Source organism: Methylophaga sp. UBA4204, assembly GCF_002379485.1.
Classification (GTDB): domain Bacteria; phylum Pseudomonadota; class Gammaproteobacteria; order Nitrosococcales; family Methylophagaceae; genus Methylophaga.
Map to the genome: position 1 here is coordinate 40,344 of NZ_DFTU01000079.1, position 16,999 is coordinate 57,342.

Sequence of the window (16,999 nt, forward strand, 5' to 3'; positions counted from 1 at the left end):
AGAGAAAGCATTGGGTTGGGACACTTCAGGATCTGCTGAAATGGTGACAGATAAACTGCCATGGGTTACCGCAGCAGGACTGACACGAACATTCTGACCAATCACCACGGTACCACTACGTGAATTGACGACGACTCTAGCTGGAGCCTCACCAGGGCTCAGTTCGAGGTTTTCAATTAACGATAAAAATGGAATACGTTGATTAGGATCTCTCGGCGCATTGACCCTGACGGATGCTGCATCCATAGAACTCGCTGTGCCGCGTCCCAATGTCTGATTGATGGCATCCGACAATCTGCTCGCTGTGGTGAAATCTGCCTGATGTAAATTCAGGATGATATGGTCACCAACATTTAGGGCATTCTGAACGGTACGCTCGACTGTCGCGCCATTGGGGATTCGCCCTGCACTAGGTATATTGACGGTCACACGAGACCCATCGCCCGCTTCAGCACCAAAGCCTCCCACCACCAGATTACCCTGAGCCATGGCATATATTTCACCATCAGCACCTTTTAACGGCGTCATGATCAAGCTGCCGCCACGCAGACTTTTGGAATCGCCCAGTGATGACACAGTAACATCAATGTTTTGGCCAGGTTTAGCAAAAGGCGGCAAATCAGCATGGACAGAAACTGCCGCTATATTTTTACTTTTCGGATTAACACCAGCGGGTAAGGTCACCCCCATTTCACGCAACATACTTCTCAGTGTCTGCCCGGTAAAAGCCGTCTTGTCACCGGTTCTACTAAGGCCCACCACCAAACCATATCCCACTAGCTGGTTATTCCGTACCCCGCCGATGGAGGCCAAGTCCTTGATTCGCTCAGCCTCAGCGGTCGTCATTATCAACAGCAAAAAAGCGGCAAAAAAGGTATTTAGAAGAGTTTTCATTTTGCTAACCTCAAAAAGGCATTAACGCGCTGATGAAGAACCGGCTAAGCCAGCCCATCGCATTGGAATCATTTGCCGGTCCATCGCCCACATAAGTGATTTGAGCATCGGCAATTCGAATAGACGAAATGGTATTGGTGGCATCAATATCACGGGGGCTAATCATGCCGGTTAACCGAACATACTCATTGCCCTGATTAATAGTGACCACTTTTTCACCACGCACAATCATATTGCCGTTTGACAACACCTCCACTACAGACACACTGATATCACCGGTAAGGAAGTTGTTTTGTTCGCTTTCGCCCTCCCCTTCAAAACTGCTATTAGCACCTGTGCTAAAAGCAAGATTGTTATCATCCGTATTAGCCAAAGGGAGGCCGCTGGGAAGACTGAATTGAGGGGTAGTACCAAATATCGTTGGATTGTTAATATTATTGGAGCTGGTTTTATCAACTGTCGTGGTGGCCTCTTTTTCCGCATCGGTCCGTTCTTGCAAACGTACTGTCAAAATATCGCCGACCCGACGAGCTTTATAATCTTCATACAAGGTAATATTGCTACGCGTGTCAAAAATAGCACCATCGTTTCGTTCTACTGGAGCAGTAGCCACCGGCCGCACTGCAGCATAGGCCGGGTCACGTTTTACTTCATTACTGACACAGGCGGAAAGCAAAATCAGCGAAGTGATTCCCAATAGTCGGTAAATGAATTTCATATGGATCTCCGGAACAAACATATCTATAAAATTGAGCTTGCAGAGTCCATGCCACAATTGTGTTTTAATCCAAGAAAACTGGATCTCCCTACCAGACATATAAAAGCCCCGAACTACATCAGCTGTAATGTCGGGGCGCTTACAATATTGTTATAGATTTTGACTAGCGTACTGCAGCATTTGATCGGCTGTGGAAATGGCTTTTGAATTCATTTCATACGCACGTTGGGTTTCGATCATATTAATCAGCTCGGTCACGACATTGACGTTTGAGGTTTCCAGAGCTCCGCCAATGACTCGTCCCAAACCATCCAGTGTGGGCGTACCGACAATAGGCACACCACTTGCACCGGTTTCTTTAAACAGATTTTCACCAACGGGTTGCAAACCAGCAGGATTCACAAAGTCAGCCAATTCAATTTCGCCAATGACAGTCGGTTCATTATCCCCGGGCTGCGTTACGCTGACAGTGCCATCGGCACCAATGGTAACGCTTTGCACGTCATCTGGAATATTGATGCCGGGATCCAGAAGATAGCCGTTAGACATCACCATATCGCCATCGGAATTAATTTGGAATGTCCCATCACGGGTATAGGCGAGATCGCCATCAGGCATCAGGATCTGAAAATAGCCCCGACCATCAATGGCGACATCCAGGGCATTATCTGTTTGGATAATGTTGCCTTGAGTATGCAATTTTTCGGTGGCAACTGTGCGAACACCGGTACCAATCATTAAACCGGAAGGTAGTTGATTATCGGTAGTCGTTTGCGCGCCGGGTTGGCGAATTGTCTGATACAGCAGATCTTCAAATACTGCACGATCCTGTTTAAACCCTGTGGTGTTCACGTTCGCCAGATTATTTGAAATCACCGACATCCGTGTTTGCTGAGCATCAAGCCCGGTTTTCGCAATCCATAATGCCTGGTTCATAAAGTTTCTCCTAAAAACACTATTGCTCTGTTACTAACCATTTAGTTGCAACAAGCGTGCCGATGCGGCACTGTTTTCTTCTGCGGTGCTCATCATTTTGACTTGCATTTCATATTTACGCTGAAGTTCAATCATATTGACCAAAGCACCCACAGCATTCACATTGCTGCCTTCAATGGTTCCAGAGGCAACTTTAACTGTGGCATCCAACGGTGCTTCGGTGCCATCCGACATACGCAGCAAACCATCCTGATCTTTAAAAACGTTTTGCAGGTCAGGCTTGACCAGCTTGATTCGATCGATCACTGCCAACTCATTTTCAGCACCACCAATCGGGCGAATGGAAATTGTGCCATCAGCACCGATATCAATTTTTTCTGCTGGTGGAATGGCAACAGGTCCACCCTCGCCCATTACCGGCAACCCCGTGCCGGTAACTAATTGCCCCAGCTCGGTAACATGTAAGTCCCCTGCACGGGTATAACCTTCACGACCATCTTTGCCCATGACAGAAATAAAGCCTTCGCCTTGAACAGAAATATCCAGTTCACGACCGGTTGACTGTACGCTGCCTTGCTGATAATCAGTTGCTGGACGCTCTGTCATTGAATAAACACGGGTGGGCAAACCCTCGCCAAACACCGGCATGGAACGGAACTGTTCCAAGTCAGCTCGAAAGCCCGTGGTATTAACGTTAGCCAGATTATTGGCATTGGTCGCCTGCGCCAGCATGGTTTGCTGAGCCGCATTCATTGAGATAAACAGCATGCGATCCATAGTTAGCCTCTTTTTTCTATATGCATATCAAACAACTCAGCGAGATTAACGCAGGTTGATGATGGTCTGGGTAATGGCATTATTAGTTTCTATCGCTTTTGAGTTTGCCTGGAAATTACGCTGTGCAGTAATCAAGCCAACCAGCTCTTTAGTCAAATCGACATTTGAGGTTTCCAGTGCACCTGACTGAATCAAACCAAAGCTGCCTGTGCCTGCTTCACCAATCCGCACATCGCCTGAATCCAATGTCGCTTCCCAGGCAGTATTACCAATCTGTTTTAACCCTTGAGGGTTAGGAAAGTCCGCCAATACAATTTTGGCAACGTTAGTGGTTTGACCATTTGAATATTGGGCCTGTACCAAGCCGGTATCATCAATATCCAAGCCTGTCAGCCGGCCGGTGGGAAAACCATTCTGATCGGTATCCAACACGGTAAAGGCGGCTGAGTTTTGGGTTGAACCAGCAAAATTAATTTCAAAACTCAAATCAACTGCACCACTACTCAACCCGGAAAACGTATAAGTTTCCGTTGGTGTTACCCCACCATCCAAAGCCCCACCTAAAGCCGGGTCAAAGGTCAGTGTTTTGGTATCCTGGCCTGGAGCAAATTCAAGTATAGTCTGGCTGCCAGTGGGTTCATTAATATAAACCTGTACGTTCCATTCATTAGCAACATTGGTTTTCTGATAGTAATAGGTCAATGTACTTTCATTACCTAAAGAATCAAAAATATTACTGGAGGTAGAATTGGTATAGGTTTCTGGATCATTAGGATCAATGGGTGTCGCGACTGGATCAATATCTGTAGCAGTTGAAGGAAGATTTGCTGCAATATCCACTTCTGTTGTGGCTTGAGGGACACCCGCAGCAACCGGCAACCGAATCGGATCCGTTCCACCCAAAGCGGTAGACGAAACACTGCCATCAGCATTGACCGGAAAACCTAATAAATATTGTCCAGAACTATTGGTGATGTAGCCATCGCGGTTAATATTAAATGCACCAGCTCTACTATATAAAACCTGTTCAGTATCCAGAGCGGGTTTCAATGCGTAAAACCCCTGCCCATTACCACTAATCGCCAAATCCAGCGAATTATTGGTCACTTCCAGATTTCCCTGATTGAATTGTTGTGCCACATTGTTCAGCACGACACCCGTACCGATGGCCGTATTACTGTTCCCGAATGTTGACAGGGCATAAACATCACCGAATTCTGCTCGTGAACCTTTAAAGCCAATGGTATTGATATTGGCGATATTGTTTGATTTCACATTCAAATCGGCAGTGGCGGCATTGAGGCCTGTTAATGCTGTACTAAATGACATGATGTTTACCCCTTAAATAATTTCTTGAACTTCACTGAATGGCACCGAACCGATACCGGCCAGATTTATGGTTAATCCCTGACCATTAGAGCCAACTAATACGCTATCGACTTTGGCCATGACAGCCGTGGCAAATGCCGTGTTTTGTCCATCTACAGTGCCCGTGGCGGTAAATTGATAGACGCCTTCAGGCAACGCTTCACCATCGTTATTCAAACCATCCCACTCAAAATTGGTATAGCCTGAAGCGGCCCCCATCGGAATGGTTCTGACTAATTCACCAGTTTCGCTGTAAACCTTGAGTTCCAGATTAGAAACAGGATCTGCCACATTAATTTGTCCGCGCATCGGTGAGTCAGCAGTCATCACACCAATTGACGAAGGAACCAATACCGAACGCCCTACAAGAGAAGAGCCCTGCAACGCCTGGTCTGACTGCATCGCATTAGCAAAATTAGCAAATGAATCTTGTAAATCACTGATACCACTTACCGTACTAAAGGAAGCTATCTGTCCGAGGAAGTCTCCGCTTTCCATTGGCTTAAGCGGATCCTGATTCATTAGCTGCGTGGTCATCAAGGACATAAAATCCTCCATTTGCAACTTGCCAGGATCATTTTTCTCTTCTGTAGTACTTGTTGTACTTTTACTGTTGAGAAAAGCATAGGGATTGTCGCTCACACCATTTATTGCCATTTCTATGACTCCCTGCGGTTATTTGCCAAGCTGCAATGTCTGTAGCAGCAATTGTTTGGAAGTGTTGGCAATCTCAACATTGTTCTGGTATGAACGAGAAGCCGACATCATATTTGCCATTTCTGCAATGGCGTCCACGTTTGAGTGATAAACATATCCGTTGTCATCTGCCAGAGGATGAGACGGGTTGTATTCCTGGCGAATCGGAGCCTGACTTTCTGTTATCCCTAACACTTGAACAGAACCGGCCTTATATCCTTGCTGTGCATCATCCAGTACCGTGGAAAAAACTGGTTGCCGGGTGCGGTAGGTTTCATTCACGCTACTACTGACACTGTCTGCGTTAGCCAGATTACTGGCTGTGGTATTGAGGCGCAGTGATTGTGCACTCATTCCACTACCTGCAATATCGAAAATGTTAAATAATGACATGGCAGATTATTCTCCTTTAATCGCTTTGGTCAGGCCTTGGAAACGTCCGCCTAAAAATTCAAGACTGGCCTGGTACTGAACGGCATTTTGCATAAACTGTGCCTGCTCCACTTGTTCATCCACAGTATTACCGTCCAATGAGTCTTGCATCGTTGTCCGGTACTGGGTTACGGCTTCAAATGGATTTTCGTTGTTACCGGCAATATGTTTCTGATGAGTCGTACTCAAAGCGGCAGATTTTTGTCCTGCTGCCGCCATTTGCAATGCCGATTGAAAATCCATATCTTTCGCTTTGAAGTTTGGCGTGTCTGCATTGGCCAGATTAGTCGCCAGCATTTCTGCCCGCTGTGTCCTGATACGCAAAGCATCGGCATGAATCCCAAGAGCAGAATCAAAATTTATCGGCATGCTGTTTCTCCACAACAATCATTTACTTGAAATCACCTAAGCATCTTGCATGCCACAATTTATTATCAATATTAATCAATCACTTAAACGTTCTGCGGCAAGCTATAAAAAGCAAAGCGGCAAGCTGTTGCCACTCCACTGAACCAGCGGAATACTGCTGATATAATCCATGGCTTGTTTAGGTATTAATTGAAGAAAAACCTGTCAGGGACGATACATTTGCCAACTGGCTCACGTATTTAAAAAATAGATGGCGGGCAAGCAGCATAAGTGCTTGACCCACAATAGTTTTAGCGTTAAAAACAAAGACCTACAAGGAGCGTCAACAAGTGAAAAAGTTTGCAGCAAATAATGGTTTCACACTGATCGAATTAATGATCACACTGGTTGTTGTCATTATTTTGGTTTCAATTGCTGCCCCAAGTTTTAATGCAATGATTCGTGATAATCGTCTGGCCACTGAAGCCAATAATTTTTTAGGTTCATTACAGCTCGCCAAAAGCGAAGCAATACGTCGGGGAGTTCAGGTCACCATGCTCCGTAATGGCAATGCTGCTGGTGAATGGCATGGCGGTTGGAGAATTTTCACTGACTGGAATCGAAATGAAACATTTGATGGTAACGCAAATGCTACCGACTGCAGTGTAGAGGGACAAGACTGCTACCTGAGAATTTATGATTCTTTGGGAAACAATCTCACCCTCACCGGAGACGCTAAATATCAGGATTGGATAGCCTTCAGCCCCTCTGGAGAGGTTTTAAGCTCTGGTGGAGGATTACCAATGGGAACTTTTACGCTGTGTACTCCAAACGCAAATCAGCGAAATATTGTTTTCAATAATGCGGGCCGCATGCAAGTGCGGGAGGGAGCAGCATGCTGAAAATAAAACAATCTGGCTTTACTTTGTTGGAAGTAATGGTTGCCGTATTTGTTTTATCTGTGGGTTTGCTAGGTTTGGCCCATTTACAGATAACCGCTTTAAAAACCAATCAAAGTGCGGATCTTCGTACTCAGGCATCCTTATATGCATCTGATATTCTGAATCGTATGCGAGCAAATCGAGTAGCGAGTCAAAATGGTCTTTATGTCATTGCCACTACAGATGGTATACCCAACGCTGGAGGTAATGTTTCTAACCAGGATCTTCATGAATGGAGAACAAGTCTCTCCAATGCTTTACCTGGAGGTACAGGCGGCATTAACTGTCCAGCATTTAATAACTTAAATGAGTTCATTTGTACTATCACAATTGAATGGCGTGACATACATATAGGAGATAATGCCAACAATATCAACTACAACGAATTAGCGACTAAAACATTAACGATGGAAGGAGCTTTATGAATAATCAACGCGGCCTTTCCCTGGTTGAATTAATGGTAGCCATCGTTTTGGGACTGATCTTAGTTGCGGGCGTAATTGAATTGTTCGTTAATAATCGTCAAGTATATCGTGTTCAGGAAGCAAAAGCGCGAATGCAGGAAGATGGCCGTTTTGCACTGCACCATATCAGCCGAATAATGCTTAATTCAGGCTATAGAGGATGTGATTCTTTACAGAACCAAAATGCCAATGTGGAACAGGACAAACGCCCCTTAGAAAATGTATTAAATGGTGCTAACGCTTATTTATGGCGTTTGGATATACCCATTGAAGGTAGTGAAGGTACAAACGGTGCATTTAATCCGGCACTTGATGCAACGATTAGTGGTAATGCTCTCGCTGGGTCAGATGTCATTACAATTCGCACTGTTAGTTCTGGTCATGCAAATATTATCGATCATGATGGCACTGACTTTACTGCGCCACTTGAAACCGGTACCGACAATACTTTTACACCATGTGACCCTGATCCTGCCAGTCCAGACTATGAAGCTACTTGCAGCAATATTGCTTTGGTTACGACCTGTGATAGTGCCGCCATCTTTCAAATTACCAATGATCCTTCTTCAGGAACAATAGAACATGCAGCTGGTGTGGGTTCACCCGGCAATTCTTCAGCTAATTTAGGTGATAACTTTGGTGGTGGTTGGCTAAATACTTATTCTGCAAATACTTTTTATATTCGACAAGGCGCTTCGGGTCCTTCTCTTTATCAAAAAGTGCTGGATAACGCATCTCAGGAGCTTATTGAAGGCGTTGAGAGAATGGAAATTCTCTACGGTGTTGATACTAATCAGGACTTTTCTGTAGATGATTACAGAACAGCAAATGCAGTAGGAAATTGGGCAAACGTAATCAGTGTTCGTATAAGTCTTTTAATGGTGAGTCTGGAAAACAATCTGGTAGTGGATGGACCCCAGGATTATTACTTCAATGGTGCCACTATTACTCCTGCTGCTAATGACCGCCGACTGAGACGCGTCTTTACTCAAACTATTGTTCTACGCAATCGCACATCATGAATAAACTAATGGCAACCAATCAAAAAGGTGCGGCGTTAATCGTCAGCTTGATTATTCTGGTGTTAATGACCTTGTTAGGTCTATCCAGTATTAGCACCAGCTCACTTGAAGAGAAAATGACCGCCAACCTTCGGGATCATGAATTAGCTTTCCAGGCAGCTGAAATTGCACTACGTGATGCTGAGAAAAGAATCTCTGCATTTGTCACTGAACCGATTGCAACCCAAGACGGCAGTAATGAAAACACTTGGAATACAAATGCCATGGATCCTACTCCAACGAATGCAGCACCATGGTGGCTGGAGCGCGATGCAGCCTGGTGGAGCGCCAATGGAGTTGCTTCAGTAAACGTCGCTAACGTAGCTACACCTCCCAGATATATTATTGAAGAATTAGTTTTTGACAATGATGATGAAAACAAAGGAACAGGTTCCCCAGTTGACGGCATTGTCCATTATCGTATTACAGCTCGCGGTACCGGTGGTTCTGACCAGGCCAGAGTTTTATTGCAAAGCACTGTTATTAAGAGGTACTGATAATGAAAAATTTCATCTTAAAATACGCAGTGGGATTTATTTTATTAATAAGTAATGGTGCTTTTGCTACAACATTAAATATCAGCAATGTTCCACTTTATCTGGGTGGTAGTATTGAGCCGAATATCATGTTTACACTTGATGATTCGGGATCTATGCAATGGGAAGTAATGCCTGATGAAAATCGAAATTTCAGCAGCTATATTTTCCCACGACCTAGCAATTTATATGGTGGGGTAACCTACGCAAATCAAATTGCAAATTTTGATGATGATAACGTTCATAACTTTTTTACACGATCGTCAGCTAATAATGCGGTTTTTTATAATCCCGATGTAACCTATGTACCATGGAGTAATGCCGACGGTACCAGCATGGGAAACGCAAATGTCAACAATGCTTTATATAACCCTGCTATTCCAGCCCTTGGGGGCATTGATTTAGTAAATCAACAAACCCAGTTTGCTTGTTGGTTTAGGAATACCAGTGACCTCACACAGGCATTCGGGGATCCATGTAACGGTAATCACAGCTTCTGGCCAATCACTTATTACAAATATAATGGTGGCAGCCGTACAGCTAGAAGCAGCTATACCAGAGTTCAAATTACTACTTCAACCTCATCCTCTACTACTTTCACCAGCCCTAGTGGCATTGTTAGAACCAAAGCAGAAGAAATTCAAAACTTTGCTAATTGGTTCCAATACTATCGCTCGCGAGTTTTGACTGCGAGAGCGGGTGTCGGCAGAGCTTTTGCCAAACAAGGTTCGAATCTACGTGTCGGTTTCGCAGCAATTAATCAGGGCAGCAAAACGATTGACGGTGTTACTAGTAATCGGGCGGTTATTGAGGGGTTGAGACAATTCTCCGGTTCAAACCGAGCAGATTTTTTTGACAACCTTTACGAGCGTGTAATTAACAACTCAGGAACTCCTCTTCGCTCCGCCACCAATAGTGTTGGCCAATATTTCGAAAGAACTGATAACTCCGGTCCGTGGGGAAATACACCGGGTACTAACAATGATGCAGAACATCTTTCATGCCGTCAGAGCTATCATATTTTAACAACTGATGGTTACTGGAATGGCTCTAGCCCAGGGGTTGGCAATACTGATGGTACGAGTGGAGAAGTGATATCAGGTCCAGATAATGATGATTATCAATATACTCCAGTAAATCCATATACAGATGCGTGGGATAACACCTTGGCGGATGTTGCAATGGAATATTGGAAACGCGATCTTCGGGAAGATTTAACTAATAATGTCCCTACAAATCAGGAAGATCCTGCGTTCTGGCAGCATTTAGTGAATTTTACAGTAGGACTAGGGGTTAATGGTACGTTAGATCCTGATACAGATTTCGAAGCATTAGCGTCTGGAAGTATAGGTTGGCCAGAACCCTCGGCAGATGCAGAGGAAAATATCGATGATCTTTGGCACGCTGCTGTTAACAGCCGTGGTTCCTTCTTTAGCGCGACAGACCCTGATACTTTTGCTGATTCTTTAGCAGCTATTCTGTCAAATATTTCATCAAGGACTTCTTCGGCTGCCTCTGTTGCATTAAATTCTGGTTCCGTATCTGGTGACAGTAAAATTTATCAAGCACGATTTGATAGTGGAGACTGGAGCGGTCAGTTGTTAGCCTTTAGCATTAACGATGATGCCACACTTGGGGGCGTTGCTTGGGATGCTGGAACACTGATACCCGCTGCGAATGATCGTGTTATTGCAACTTATGATGGAAATTCTGGACAGCCTTTCCGTTGGGCATCAATTTCAGCTAGCCAACAAACTCAACTTGGTAGTCAATCAATTTTAAATTATATCCGTGGTGACCAATCCAATGAAGCCAGTAATGAAGGTGGTACGCTTAGAAATAGAAATCGTTTACTTGGCGATATTATAAATTCTGCCCCAACTTATGCAGCAACCCCAGGTTCACGTTATCAAGATAACTGGGGAAATTCTCAACCTGAAACAGCAAGTCCTTATTCAGCTTATGTGGTGGCAAATATTAATCGGCAAGGATTAGTTTTTGTAGGTGCAAATGATGGAATGCTTCATGCTTTTGATGCCGATACTGGGGTTGAAAAATTTGCCTATGTTCCCAATGCGGTTTACAACAATTTAAATAATTTGAGCAATACCAGTTATACACACAAATACTATGTGGATGGCAGCCCGACAATAGTAGATGCCTTTATCAATGGTAGTTGGCGCACCGTGCTCGTTTCAGGACTAGGTGCAGGCGGACAAGGTATGTTTGCATTAGATATAACTGATCCAACAAGCCTTAATACAGAGGCAAATGTTGCTAGTAAAGTTTTATGGGAATTTACAGATCAGGATGAAAGAGATCTTGGGTTTACATTTGGACAAGCAAGTATTGTTCGACTAAATAATGGCGAATGGGCAGCTCTAGTTGGCGGTGGCTATAACAATACTGCAGACAATAATTTAGACAGTAATGATGCTCAAGACAGCCAGACTGGTAATGGAGTCATTTATCTTATAAATCTTGCAGATGGTAGTTTGATTAAGAAGTTTGACACATTGGTTGGTACTAATGATGATCCAACCGGTGCTCAACGACCAAATGGTATCGCTTCCCCAACAGCAATTGATATTAATAATGACAATATAGTAGACGCTATTTATGCTGGGGATTTATTCGGAAACGTTTGGAGTATAAATGTAACCGGCCAGGATGAGGATAATTGGGACTTTACCTATCTTGATTCCGATAATCCTGAACCACTCTACACGGCTTGTGCAGGAGAAACTTGTACAGGGGCGAATATTCAACCTATAACAACTCGCATTCAAGTTGTAAAACACCCTAGGGAAAATGGCTATTTGTTATTATTTGGTACGGGTAAATACTTTGAAGTAGGGGATAATTCTAGTGAAAATCAAGTCACTCAGAGTTTTTATAGTATTTGGGATAAAAGACTGTCAGAGCTGATAGCTTTTGACCGAAGCGATCTTTTACAACAACAAATTCTGCAACAGGTATCTGTAGATGGCTTCAATTATCGTATTACTTCTGATGAGCTGATTAATTGGACAGAACATTCTGGTTGGTACATTGATCTTGTTAATCAGGATGTAAATTCAGGTAACCTGGGAGAAAGACAAGTAAGTAATGCCATTATTCGTAATGGGCGGATTATATTTACTACTTTAATTCCATCAGATGATCCTTGTGCATTCGGTGGATCTGGTTGGTTAATGGAAATGAATTATGCTACGGGTGCAAGATTATCCTATTCGCCCTTTGATGTTAATGGAGATGGCGTTTTTACATCTGAAGACTTCTTTATGATTGATACAGATGGGGATGGTGACCCAGATACTGAAGTTCCATACAGCGGAAAAGAATCAAAAGTAGGTATTATTCCAACGCCAAGTATCGTCAATCAACCCGGTGGACAACAGGAAATTAAATATACCAGTGGTGCTGATGGCAATATTGAAGTAACGATTGAAAATCCTGGTCCAGGATATGAGGGACGTCAATCATGGCGTCAATTGCAGTAATTTACTAAGGTTACCTGTATGAAAATATTTTCTATTCTGGTTTTTATGTTATTTAGTGCAAATGCATTTTCTGGTGCTAACACCAGTTTTACCCAGACTGGAGTTATCAGTGAAGAATCAGGCCATTCAAATACTATAATAATTAATGACACCGCCTATCGGATAGATAGTAATACAAATGTTCATGCATTGGTTCGTCATGGTGAGTTAGGTCCTCAGCTTCCTGCAGGCGAACTAATCGGTTTCAATACAAAAAATGAAGAAAATAGTGAGCTGCCATATGTCACTGAAATTTGGTTACTCAATGCTAATTAACAGGAACTGAGAACATGAACACTACTCCTCAGAGAGGTTTTACGCTAATTGAGTTGATGATAACGGTTGCGATCATTGCTATTATTGCTGCAATTGCTTACCCATCCTACCTGGAGCAAGTTAGAGAGACTCGTAGATCGAATGCACAGGCTGATTTACTTGAACTGGTAAGTTTTATGGAAAGATATTATGGGGAAAACTTCACTTATGCAGGTGCCAATTTACCTTTCATAAATTCACCAAAGCAAGGTAACAGTTTTTATAACTTAAGTTTCACGGCCGCACCATCCGCCACAGCTTATACAATCCAGGCAGCTCCTACAGGGGGGCAAGCAGCTGATCGTTGCGGAACAATGACGATTAACCATAATAATCAAAGAACACCAGCTAATGATTGTTGGTAACTTAGTAAGTTAGCAAGAAGTTTAACCCCATAAAAAAACCCGCGTTATGCGGGTCTTTTATGTATAGAGTTAACTAGTTAACTATCAACATTCACATGACCATCCTGTACGAGCTTGTTAATAATCTCAGCCGGTTGCGTTGAAGTATCAAATCCACCAAGCCCCATATCAGCAAGAGTCGTACCTTGCAAAGTAATAGTTTGTTTGACGTCGCCACCAGCACCCTCGGGCTTGAGCTCGATAACGGTATCAACACCATTATCTTCAATATGAATATAATCAGCTAAATCCCCGGACTCTTCACCAACAAGAATATCTGCAAAATCAAGTACATCACCTTGCTCAATATTAAAATCAGTAACGGTATCCTGGGCGGAGATATTGGAAAGATTAAACTCATCCCCTGCCTGCCATACAAATAAATCAGCCCCATCTCCACCTGTCAGAATATCATTACCAGCTCCACCAATAATGACATCATCTTGATCGGTACCAATCAATTCATTATTTCCACGTCCATCTTTGATAATATTAGGTTCGCCAGAATCAGGGTTTTCCAAAACCGCATCACCTGAAGTAATAACCGCCTTAACAGTATCACTTTCATTGCCAGCCGCATCAGTCACGGAATATTGGAATTCACTATCAGGAATTTCACTTACGGTCACTTTTTGGATGTAGTAATCACTACTGTCTGATGTAGACTTTTTACCATCAACATAATTAGTAGCAGTAAATTCAAGTGAATCAAATATTACACCATCAGGCAGGGTAAAAGTCGCATTACCTGAGGATCCAGCAGGATCAACGGTCAAATTATTCTTTGCCAGAGAAAAATCTACCGGTTCTCCGTTCAGTAATGGATTACCGTTCGCTGTGGTAAATGTCCAAACACCAACTGACTCACCATTCAAAAAAGCTTCGACTTGCCCAACCTCTTTTTCATTGGCAATAAGTCTACTGACAGTTATGGTGGCTGCTAATGATGGATTCTCAAATCTCATTGTTATTTTTTCTGAGGCTCCACCTCGGTGTTCCAGCTGATTTGGTACAATTGTCCCTCCAGCAACGCCAATGCCATCTGAATCAAATGCAATTTTAGCAGACTGACCATTAAGATTAGTCGCTTCAAGAGTAACCCCCTCCCAGGCTGAACTCCCTGTTTTAATACCGCCATAGGATTTCGATGTTAGTTCTGAGTTAAACTCAGCAAGAGTTGCACTCCAAACAATCGAATCGCTTGAATTAAATGTATTGCCTTCATTCAATTCAACCCAATTATCACCATTTTTTATAAAAAGCTGACCGAAACTAGGCGGTGCCTTTAACGTAAAAAGCAATCCTGCCAAGTCGGTTTCATTATCATTCCCCCCCAGGGATGCAATATCCTCAAACGTACTAGGATTGGACTTATCTTCACCGCTATCAACAAAACCATCCACAGAAAATTGTTTAAATACATAAGCATCTTGGGGTAATTCTATTTCAGTCTGACTTGCAAACTCATAACTGGTTAAAACAGGATCCGCAACTGGCTTAAGATCATCTGGCTGATTAGGATCTGTTGGATCTGTTGGATCTGTTGGATCTGTTGGAATAATGGGATCCAAATCATCCGACTCATCAACTAAAAACTCAAACGGTGGAGGATCAGGGAAAGCAATACCCGGCCCTGTTGTTTCAAAACCTGAATCAGGTGTAATTCGTGGAGCAAGGTAATCTACAACAACCGCTTCGCTGCCACCTTCACTGGTGGGCTGTGCGCCTGGACCAGCAGCAGTAGGATCAGCAACTTGTGTTGGATCTTCACCTGCGAGTAAAGCCTGTTGAATGGCGTCTATATCATCGACCACATCAGCTGCCGGTGGTGTATCAGCTTCTGCAACATCCAATTCAAATGCTTCACTGTCGAGAACAGCTTGAGAATTACGTCCCAGATCCATTACCCCGCCATCTGGAAATTCAATTTCGATAGCACCGGCAATACCCGTGGTAATAATTTCGTTGGGATAAACTTTGTCACCAACTTGTAAATTTCTCACAGTACCGTCGACTGCTGTGGCAGTTGCAGTGCCAATTAAGGCTGAAATAATTCCGGCTTCTGTGGCCATAAAATTCTTCTCCGATGAAATGCTGCTTCCCAAGGCCAACAAAAACCACTTGTGACCATATTTGCAGATAGTCTCCCATGACTACACAAAGCTATCTACTGTACATTGGTACTAAAAAAACAAATATTTTAAAAAATTTATTTTTTTGTTAAGCAAAATTCCAGCCAGATAAAATTAATTCTTGTCCAGGTTTGATTATTGCCCCATATCACCTGCAGCGAAATGATTCAGCATATCGGCGACCAGACGTCTTGGTAACCATGCCTCACCATCATGTACGGCTCGAATAGCTTTGACTAACTTGTCATGCTGTGATGGTGTGATGTAACCCCGTGCTCTGAAGCCAGTTGCTTTGAGTTGATTAAAATCCGGTGTTTTATCCGACATAATCAGGGTCTGATTATGTTCGTAATTTGTCGCCAGAACCAAACATAGAATATCGGCATTAATCCGTTCATTGTTTTGTTCCAACACGGTAATATCAGCTTCAGCAGCGATTATTGCCAAAACTGCTGTATCAACAGTTTCTGGGTCGATAACGGTAATCTTTAAGTCATCATGTTCAGCCAGATTAATTAAACTGGCTATTGTTCGACCAATCAAAACTACGTTAATCACGCGTAGACCTTCAGAATCGTATTGATGAGTTGCCATTGTTGTTCCCATCCCTGAAGCGGTGACTGACGAAATCCACTACGAACAAACTGTTGAAGTCTTCCTTCAACAATACTGAGTAATAAGTTAGCCGTTTCATTCACTGGCCGTCCGCCAGCTTGAGTCAAGGTTAACTCGCGTTCCCGCAGAATTTGTCGGAATTGCGTCTCCAATCGGTCAAAAAATTGACTCACGCGATGACGAAGCCGTTCTGTTTCACCAGTTAACGCTGTTCCAACGAGGACACTGCTAATACCTGGATTTTTGGCACTAAACCCCAGCATTAATGCCATAATTTTTTCACATCGAGAGACCGCATTATCATCTTCATCAACAATTCTACGGATCAAGCCAAAAACGGTATCTTCGGAAAATTCGATAAGCCCCTCAAACATTCTCGCCTTACTGGGAAAATGGCGGTACAAAGCCGCTTCAGATACTCCGAGGCTTTCAGCCAATTGCGCTGTTGTGATTCGCTGTCCGGGATGTTTTTCAAGTTGCGTCGCCAAAGCTTCCAATATCGCTTGATGACGCGACTGTTTATTCTGCGCGCGCGTTGATTGTTGCTCAGTCATCGACCGCCTCCACGAATAAGCGTACCAACGCCCTCATCCGTAAACATTTCCAGTAATACCGCATGCTGTACACGACCATCGATGATGTGTGAGCTGGTCACCCCCGCCTGAACGGCATCTAACGCGCAGCCAATTTTAGGTAACATTCCGCCATAAATGACACCCGAGGCAATCAAATCATTGACTTGTTTCGCATTCAGACCAGTAAGCAACGTCCCGTCAGCATCTAGCAGTCCGGGCGTGTTTGTCAATAGGATCAGTTTTTC

The 16,999-nt window shown here is 43.5% G+C and carries 18 protein-coding genes and 1 pseudogene; 7 read left to right on the plus strand and 12 right to left on the minus strand.

Going from position 1 to position 16,999, the window contains the following annotated elements:
* The 8 genes from B3182_RS11630 to flgB form a co-directional block, all read right to left on the minus strand.
* Positions 1-894 (minus strand): flagellar basal body P-ring protein FlgI (locus tag B3182_RS11630; RefSeq protein WP_292752834.1); only part of this gene is annotated, 894 nt, incomplete at its 3' end.
* Between the two features lie 10 nt (positions 895-904).
* Positions 905-1,612, minus strand: coding sequence for a flagellar basal body L-ring protein FlgH (gene flgH / locus B3182_RS11635; protein ID WP_292356219.1), 708 nt, complete (start codon positions 1,610-1,612; stop codon positions 905-907).
* 150 nt (positions 1,613-1,762) lie between these two features.
* Positions 1,763-2,548: a flagellar basal-body rod protein FlgG gene (gene flgG, locus B3182_RS11640; protein WP_292356217.1), complete on the minus strand. Its 786-nt coding sequence runs from the start codon at positions 2,546-2,548 to the stop codon at positions 1,763-1,765.
* A gap of 33 nt (positions 2,549-2,581) precedes the next feature.
* Positions 2,582-3,325: a flagellar basal-body rod protein FlgF gene (gene flgF, locus B3182_RS11645; protein ID WP_292356215.1), complete on the minus strand. Its 744-nt coding sequence runs from the start codon at positions 3,323-3,325 to the stop codon at positions 2,582-2,584.
* 45 nt (positions 3,326-3,370) lie between these two features.
* Complete coding sequence (flgE, locus tag B3182_RS11650; protein ID WP_292356213.1) at positions 3,371-4,654, minus strand: flagellar hook protein FlgE; 1,284 nt, start codon at positions 4,652-4,654, stop codon at positions 3,371-3,373.
* A 12-nt stretch (positions 4,655-4,666) separates the two neighbouring features.
* A complete protein-coding gene (locus tag B3182_RS11655) occupies positions 4,667-5,350 on the minus strand; it encodes a flagellar hook assembly protein FlgD (protein ID WP_292356210.1) in 684 nt (227 codons plus the stop codon).
* 18 nt (positions 5,351-5,368) lie between these two features.
* The gene (gene flgC, locus B3182_RS11660; protein WP_292356208.1) at positions 5,369-5,782 is read right to left on the minus strand and encodes a flagellar basal body rod protein FlgC; all 414 of its coding nucleotides are present in this window, start codon (positions 5,780-5,782) and stop codon (positions 5,369-5,371) included.
* A gap of 6 nt (positions 5,783-5,788) precedes the next feature.
* Positions 5,789-6,190 (minus strand): flagellar basal body rod protein FlgB, encoded by a 402-nt coding sequence (gene flgB, locus B3182_RS11665; RefSeq protein ID WP_292356206.1) that lies wholly within the window; start codon positions 6,188-6,190, stop codon positions 5,789-5,791.
* Positions 6,191-6,519: 329 nt separating this feature from the next.
* On the opposite strand from flgB, the gene B3182_RS11670 reads away from it, so the two are divergent.
* The 7 genes from B3182_RS11670 to B3182_RS11700 are packed head-to-tail and all read left to right on the plus strand — an operon-like array spanning position 6,520 to position 13,393.
* The gene (locus tag B3182_RS11670) at positions 6,520-7,071 is read left to right on the plus strand and encodes a GspH/FimT family pseudopilin (protein ID WP_292356204.1); all 552 of its coding nucleotides are present in this window, start codon (positions 6,520-6,522) and stop codon (positions 7,069-7,071) included.
* Positions 7,065-7,535, plus strand: a complete 471-nt coding sequence (gene pilV, locus B3182_RS11675; RefSeq protein WP_292356202.1) for a type IV pilus modification protein PilV — start codon at positions 7,065-7,067, stop codon at positions 7,533-7,535. Before B3182_RS11670 ends, pilV begins: the two co-directional genes overlap by 7 nt.
* A complete protein-coding gene (locus B3182_RS11680) occupies positions 7,532-8,596 on the plus strand; it encodes a PilW family protein (protein WP_292356200.1) in 1,065 nt (354 codons plus the stop codon). The genes pilV and B3182_RS11680 overlap by 4 nt, the downstream gene beginning before the upstream one ends.
* A gap of 8 nt (positions 8,597-8,604) precedes the next feature.
* Positions 8,605-9,132 (plus strand): pilus assembly PilX family protein, encoded by a 528-nt coding sequence (locus B3182_RS11685; protein WP_292400911.1) that lies wholly within the window; start codon positions 8,605-8,607, stop codon positions 9,130-9,132.
* Between the two features lie 2 nt (positions 9,133-9,134).
* Entirely contained in the window at positions 9,135-12,674 is a 3,540-nt protein-coding gene (locus B3182_RS11690) for a pilus assembly protein (RefSeq protein WP_292356196.1), read from the plus strand.
* Between the two features lie 18 nt (positions 12,675-12,692).
* Positions 12,693-12,989 carry a hypothetical protein gene (locus tag B3182_RS11695; protein WP_292356194.1) on the plus strand — a complete coding sequence of 99 codons (297 nt, stop codon included), beginning with the start codon at positions 12,693-12,695 and terminating at the stop codon, positions 12,987-12,989.
* Between the two features lie 14 nt (positions 12,990-13,003).
* Positions 13,004-13,393: a type IV pilin protein gene (locus B3182_RS11700; protein WP_292356192.1), complete on the plus strand. Its 390-nt coding sequence runs from the start codon at positions 13,004-13,006 to the stop codon at positions 13,391-13,393.
* A gap of 77 nt (positions 13,394-13,470) precedes the next feature.
* Here B3182_RS11700 and B3182_RS11705 read toward each other — a convergent pair whose 3' ends face one another.
* From B3182_RS11705 to B3182_RS11720, 4 genes and pseudogenes are all read right to left on the minus strand, one after another.
* A complete protein-coding gene (locus tag B3182_RS11705; RefSeq protein ID WP_292752837.1) occupies positions 13,471-15,504 on the minus strand; it encodes a retention module-containing protein in 2,034 nt (677 codons plus the stop codon).
* A 195-nt stretch (positions 15,505-15,699) separates the two neighbouring features.
* Entirely contained in the window at positions 15,700-16,158 is a 459-nt protein-coding gene (locus B3182_RS11710) for a hypothetical protein (RefSeq protein ID WP_292356187.1), read from the minus strand.
* Positions 16,119-16,733 carry a nucleoid occlusion factor SlmA gene (gene slmA, locus B3182_RS11715; protein ID WP_292356185.1) on the minus strand — a complete coding sequence of 205 codons (615 nt, stop codon included), beginning with the start codon at positions 16,731-16,733 and terminating at the stop codon, positions 16,119-16,121. Before slmA ends, B3182_RS11710 begins: the two co-directional genes overlap by 40 nt.
* Positions 16,730-16,999, minus strand: a pseudogene (locus B3182_RS11720) (acetylglutamate kinase); the annotation flags it as partial. The gene slmA and the pseudogene B3182_RS11720, both read right to left, overlap by 4 nt.

Bases quoted from the DNA above. Each gene is read 5' to 3' on its own strand.
- flgG (WP_292356217.1), bottom strand. From the start codon at position 2,548: ATGAACCAGGCATTATGGATTGCGAAAACCGGGCTTGATGCTCAGCAA.
- B3182_RS11680 (WP_292356200.1), top strand. From the start codon at position 7,532: ATGAATAATCAACGCGGCCTTTCCCTGGTTGAATTAATGGTAGCCATC.
- pilV (WP_292356202.1), top strand. From the start codon at position 7,065: ATGCTGAAAATAAAACAATCTGGCTTTACTTTGTTGGAAGTAATGGTT.
- B3182_RS11700 (WP_292356192.1), top strand. From the start codon at position 13,004: ATGAACACTACTCCTCAGAGAGGTTTTACGCTAATTGAGTTGATGATA.
- flgF (WP_292356215.1), bottom strand. From the start codon at position 3,325: ATGGATCGCATGCTGTTTATCTCAATGAATGCGGCTCAGCAAACCATG.
- B3182_RS11710 (WP_292356187.1), bottom strand. From the start codon at position 16,158: ATGGCAACTCATCAATACGATTCTGAAGGTCTACGCGTGATTAACGTA.
- B3182_RS11705 (WP_292752837.1), bottom strand. From the start codon at position 15,504: ATGGCCACAGAAGCCGGAATTATTTCAGCCTTAATTGGCACTGCAACT.
- flgE (WP_292356213.1), bottom strand. From the start codon at position 4,654: ATGTCATTTAGTACAGCATTAACAGGCCTCAATGCCGCCACTGCCGAT.
- flgB (WP_292356206.1), bottom strand. From the start codon at position 6,190: ATGCCGATAAATTTTGATTCTGCTCTTGGGATTCATGCCGATGCTTTG.
- B3182_RS11690 (WP_292356196.1), top strand. From the start codon at position 9,135: ATGAAAAATTTCATCTTAAAATACGCAGTGGGATTTATTTTATTAATA.
- slmA (WP_292356185.1), bottom strand. From the start codon at position 16,733: ATGACTGAGCAACAATCAACGCGCGCGCAGAATAAACAGTCGCGTCAT.
- B3182_RS11685 (WP_292400911.1), top strand. From the start codon at position 8,605: ATGGCAACCAATCAAAAAGGTGCGGCGTTAATCGTCAGCTTGATTATT.
- flgH (WP_292356219.1), bottom strand. From the start codon at position 1,612: ATGAAATTCATTTACCGACTATTGGGAATCACTTCGCTGATTTTGCTT.
- B3182_RS11655 (WP_292356210.1), bottom strand. From the start codon at position 5,350: ATGGCAATAAATGGTGTGAGCGACAATCCCTATGCTTTTCTCAACAGT.
- flgC (WP_292356208.1), bottom strand. From the start codon at position 5,782: ATGTCATTATTTAACATTTTCGATATTGCAGGTAGTGGAATGAGTGCA.
- B3182_RS11695 (WP_292356194.1), top strand. From the start codon at position 12,693: ATGAAAATATTTTCTATTCTGGTTTTTATGTTATTTAGTGCAAATGCA.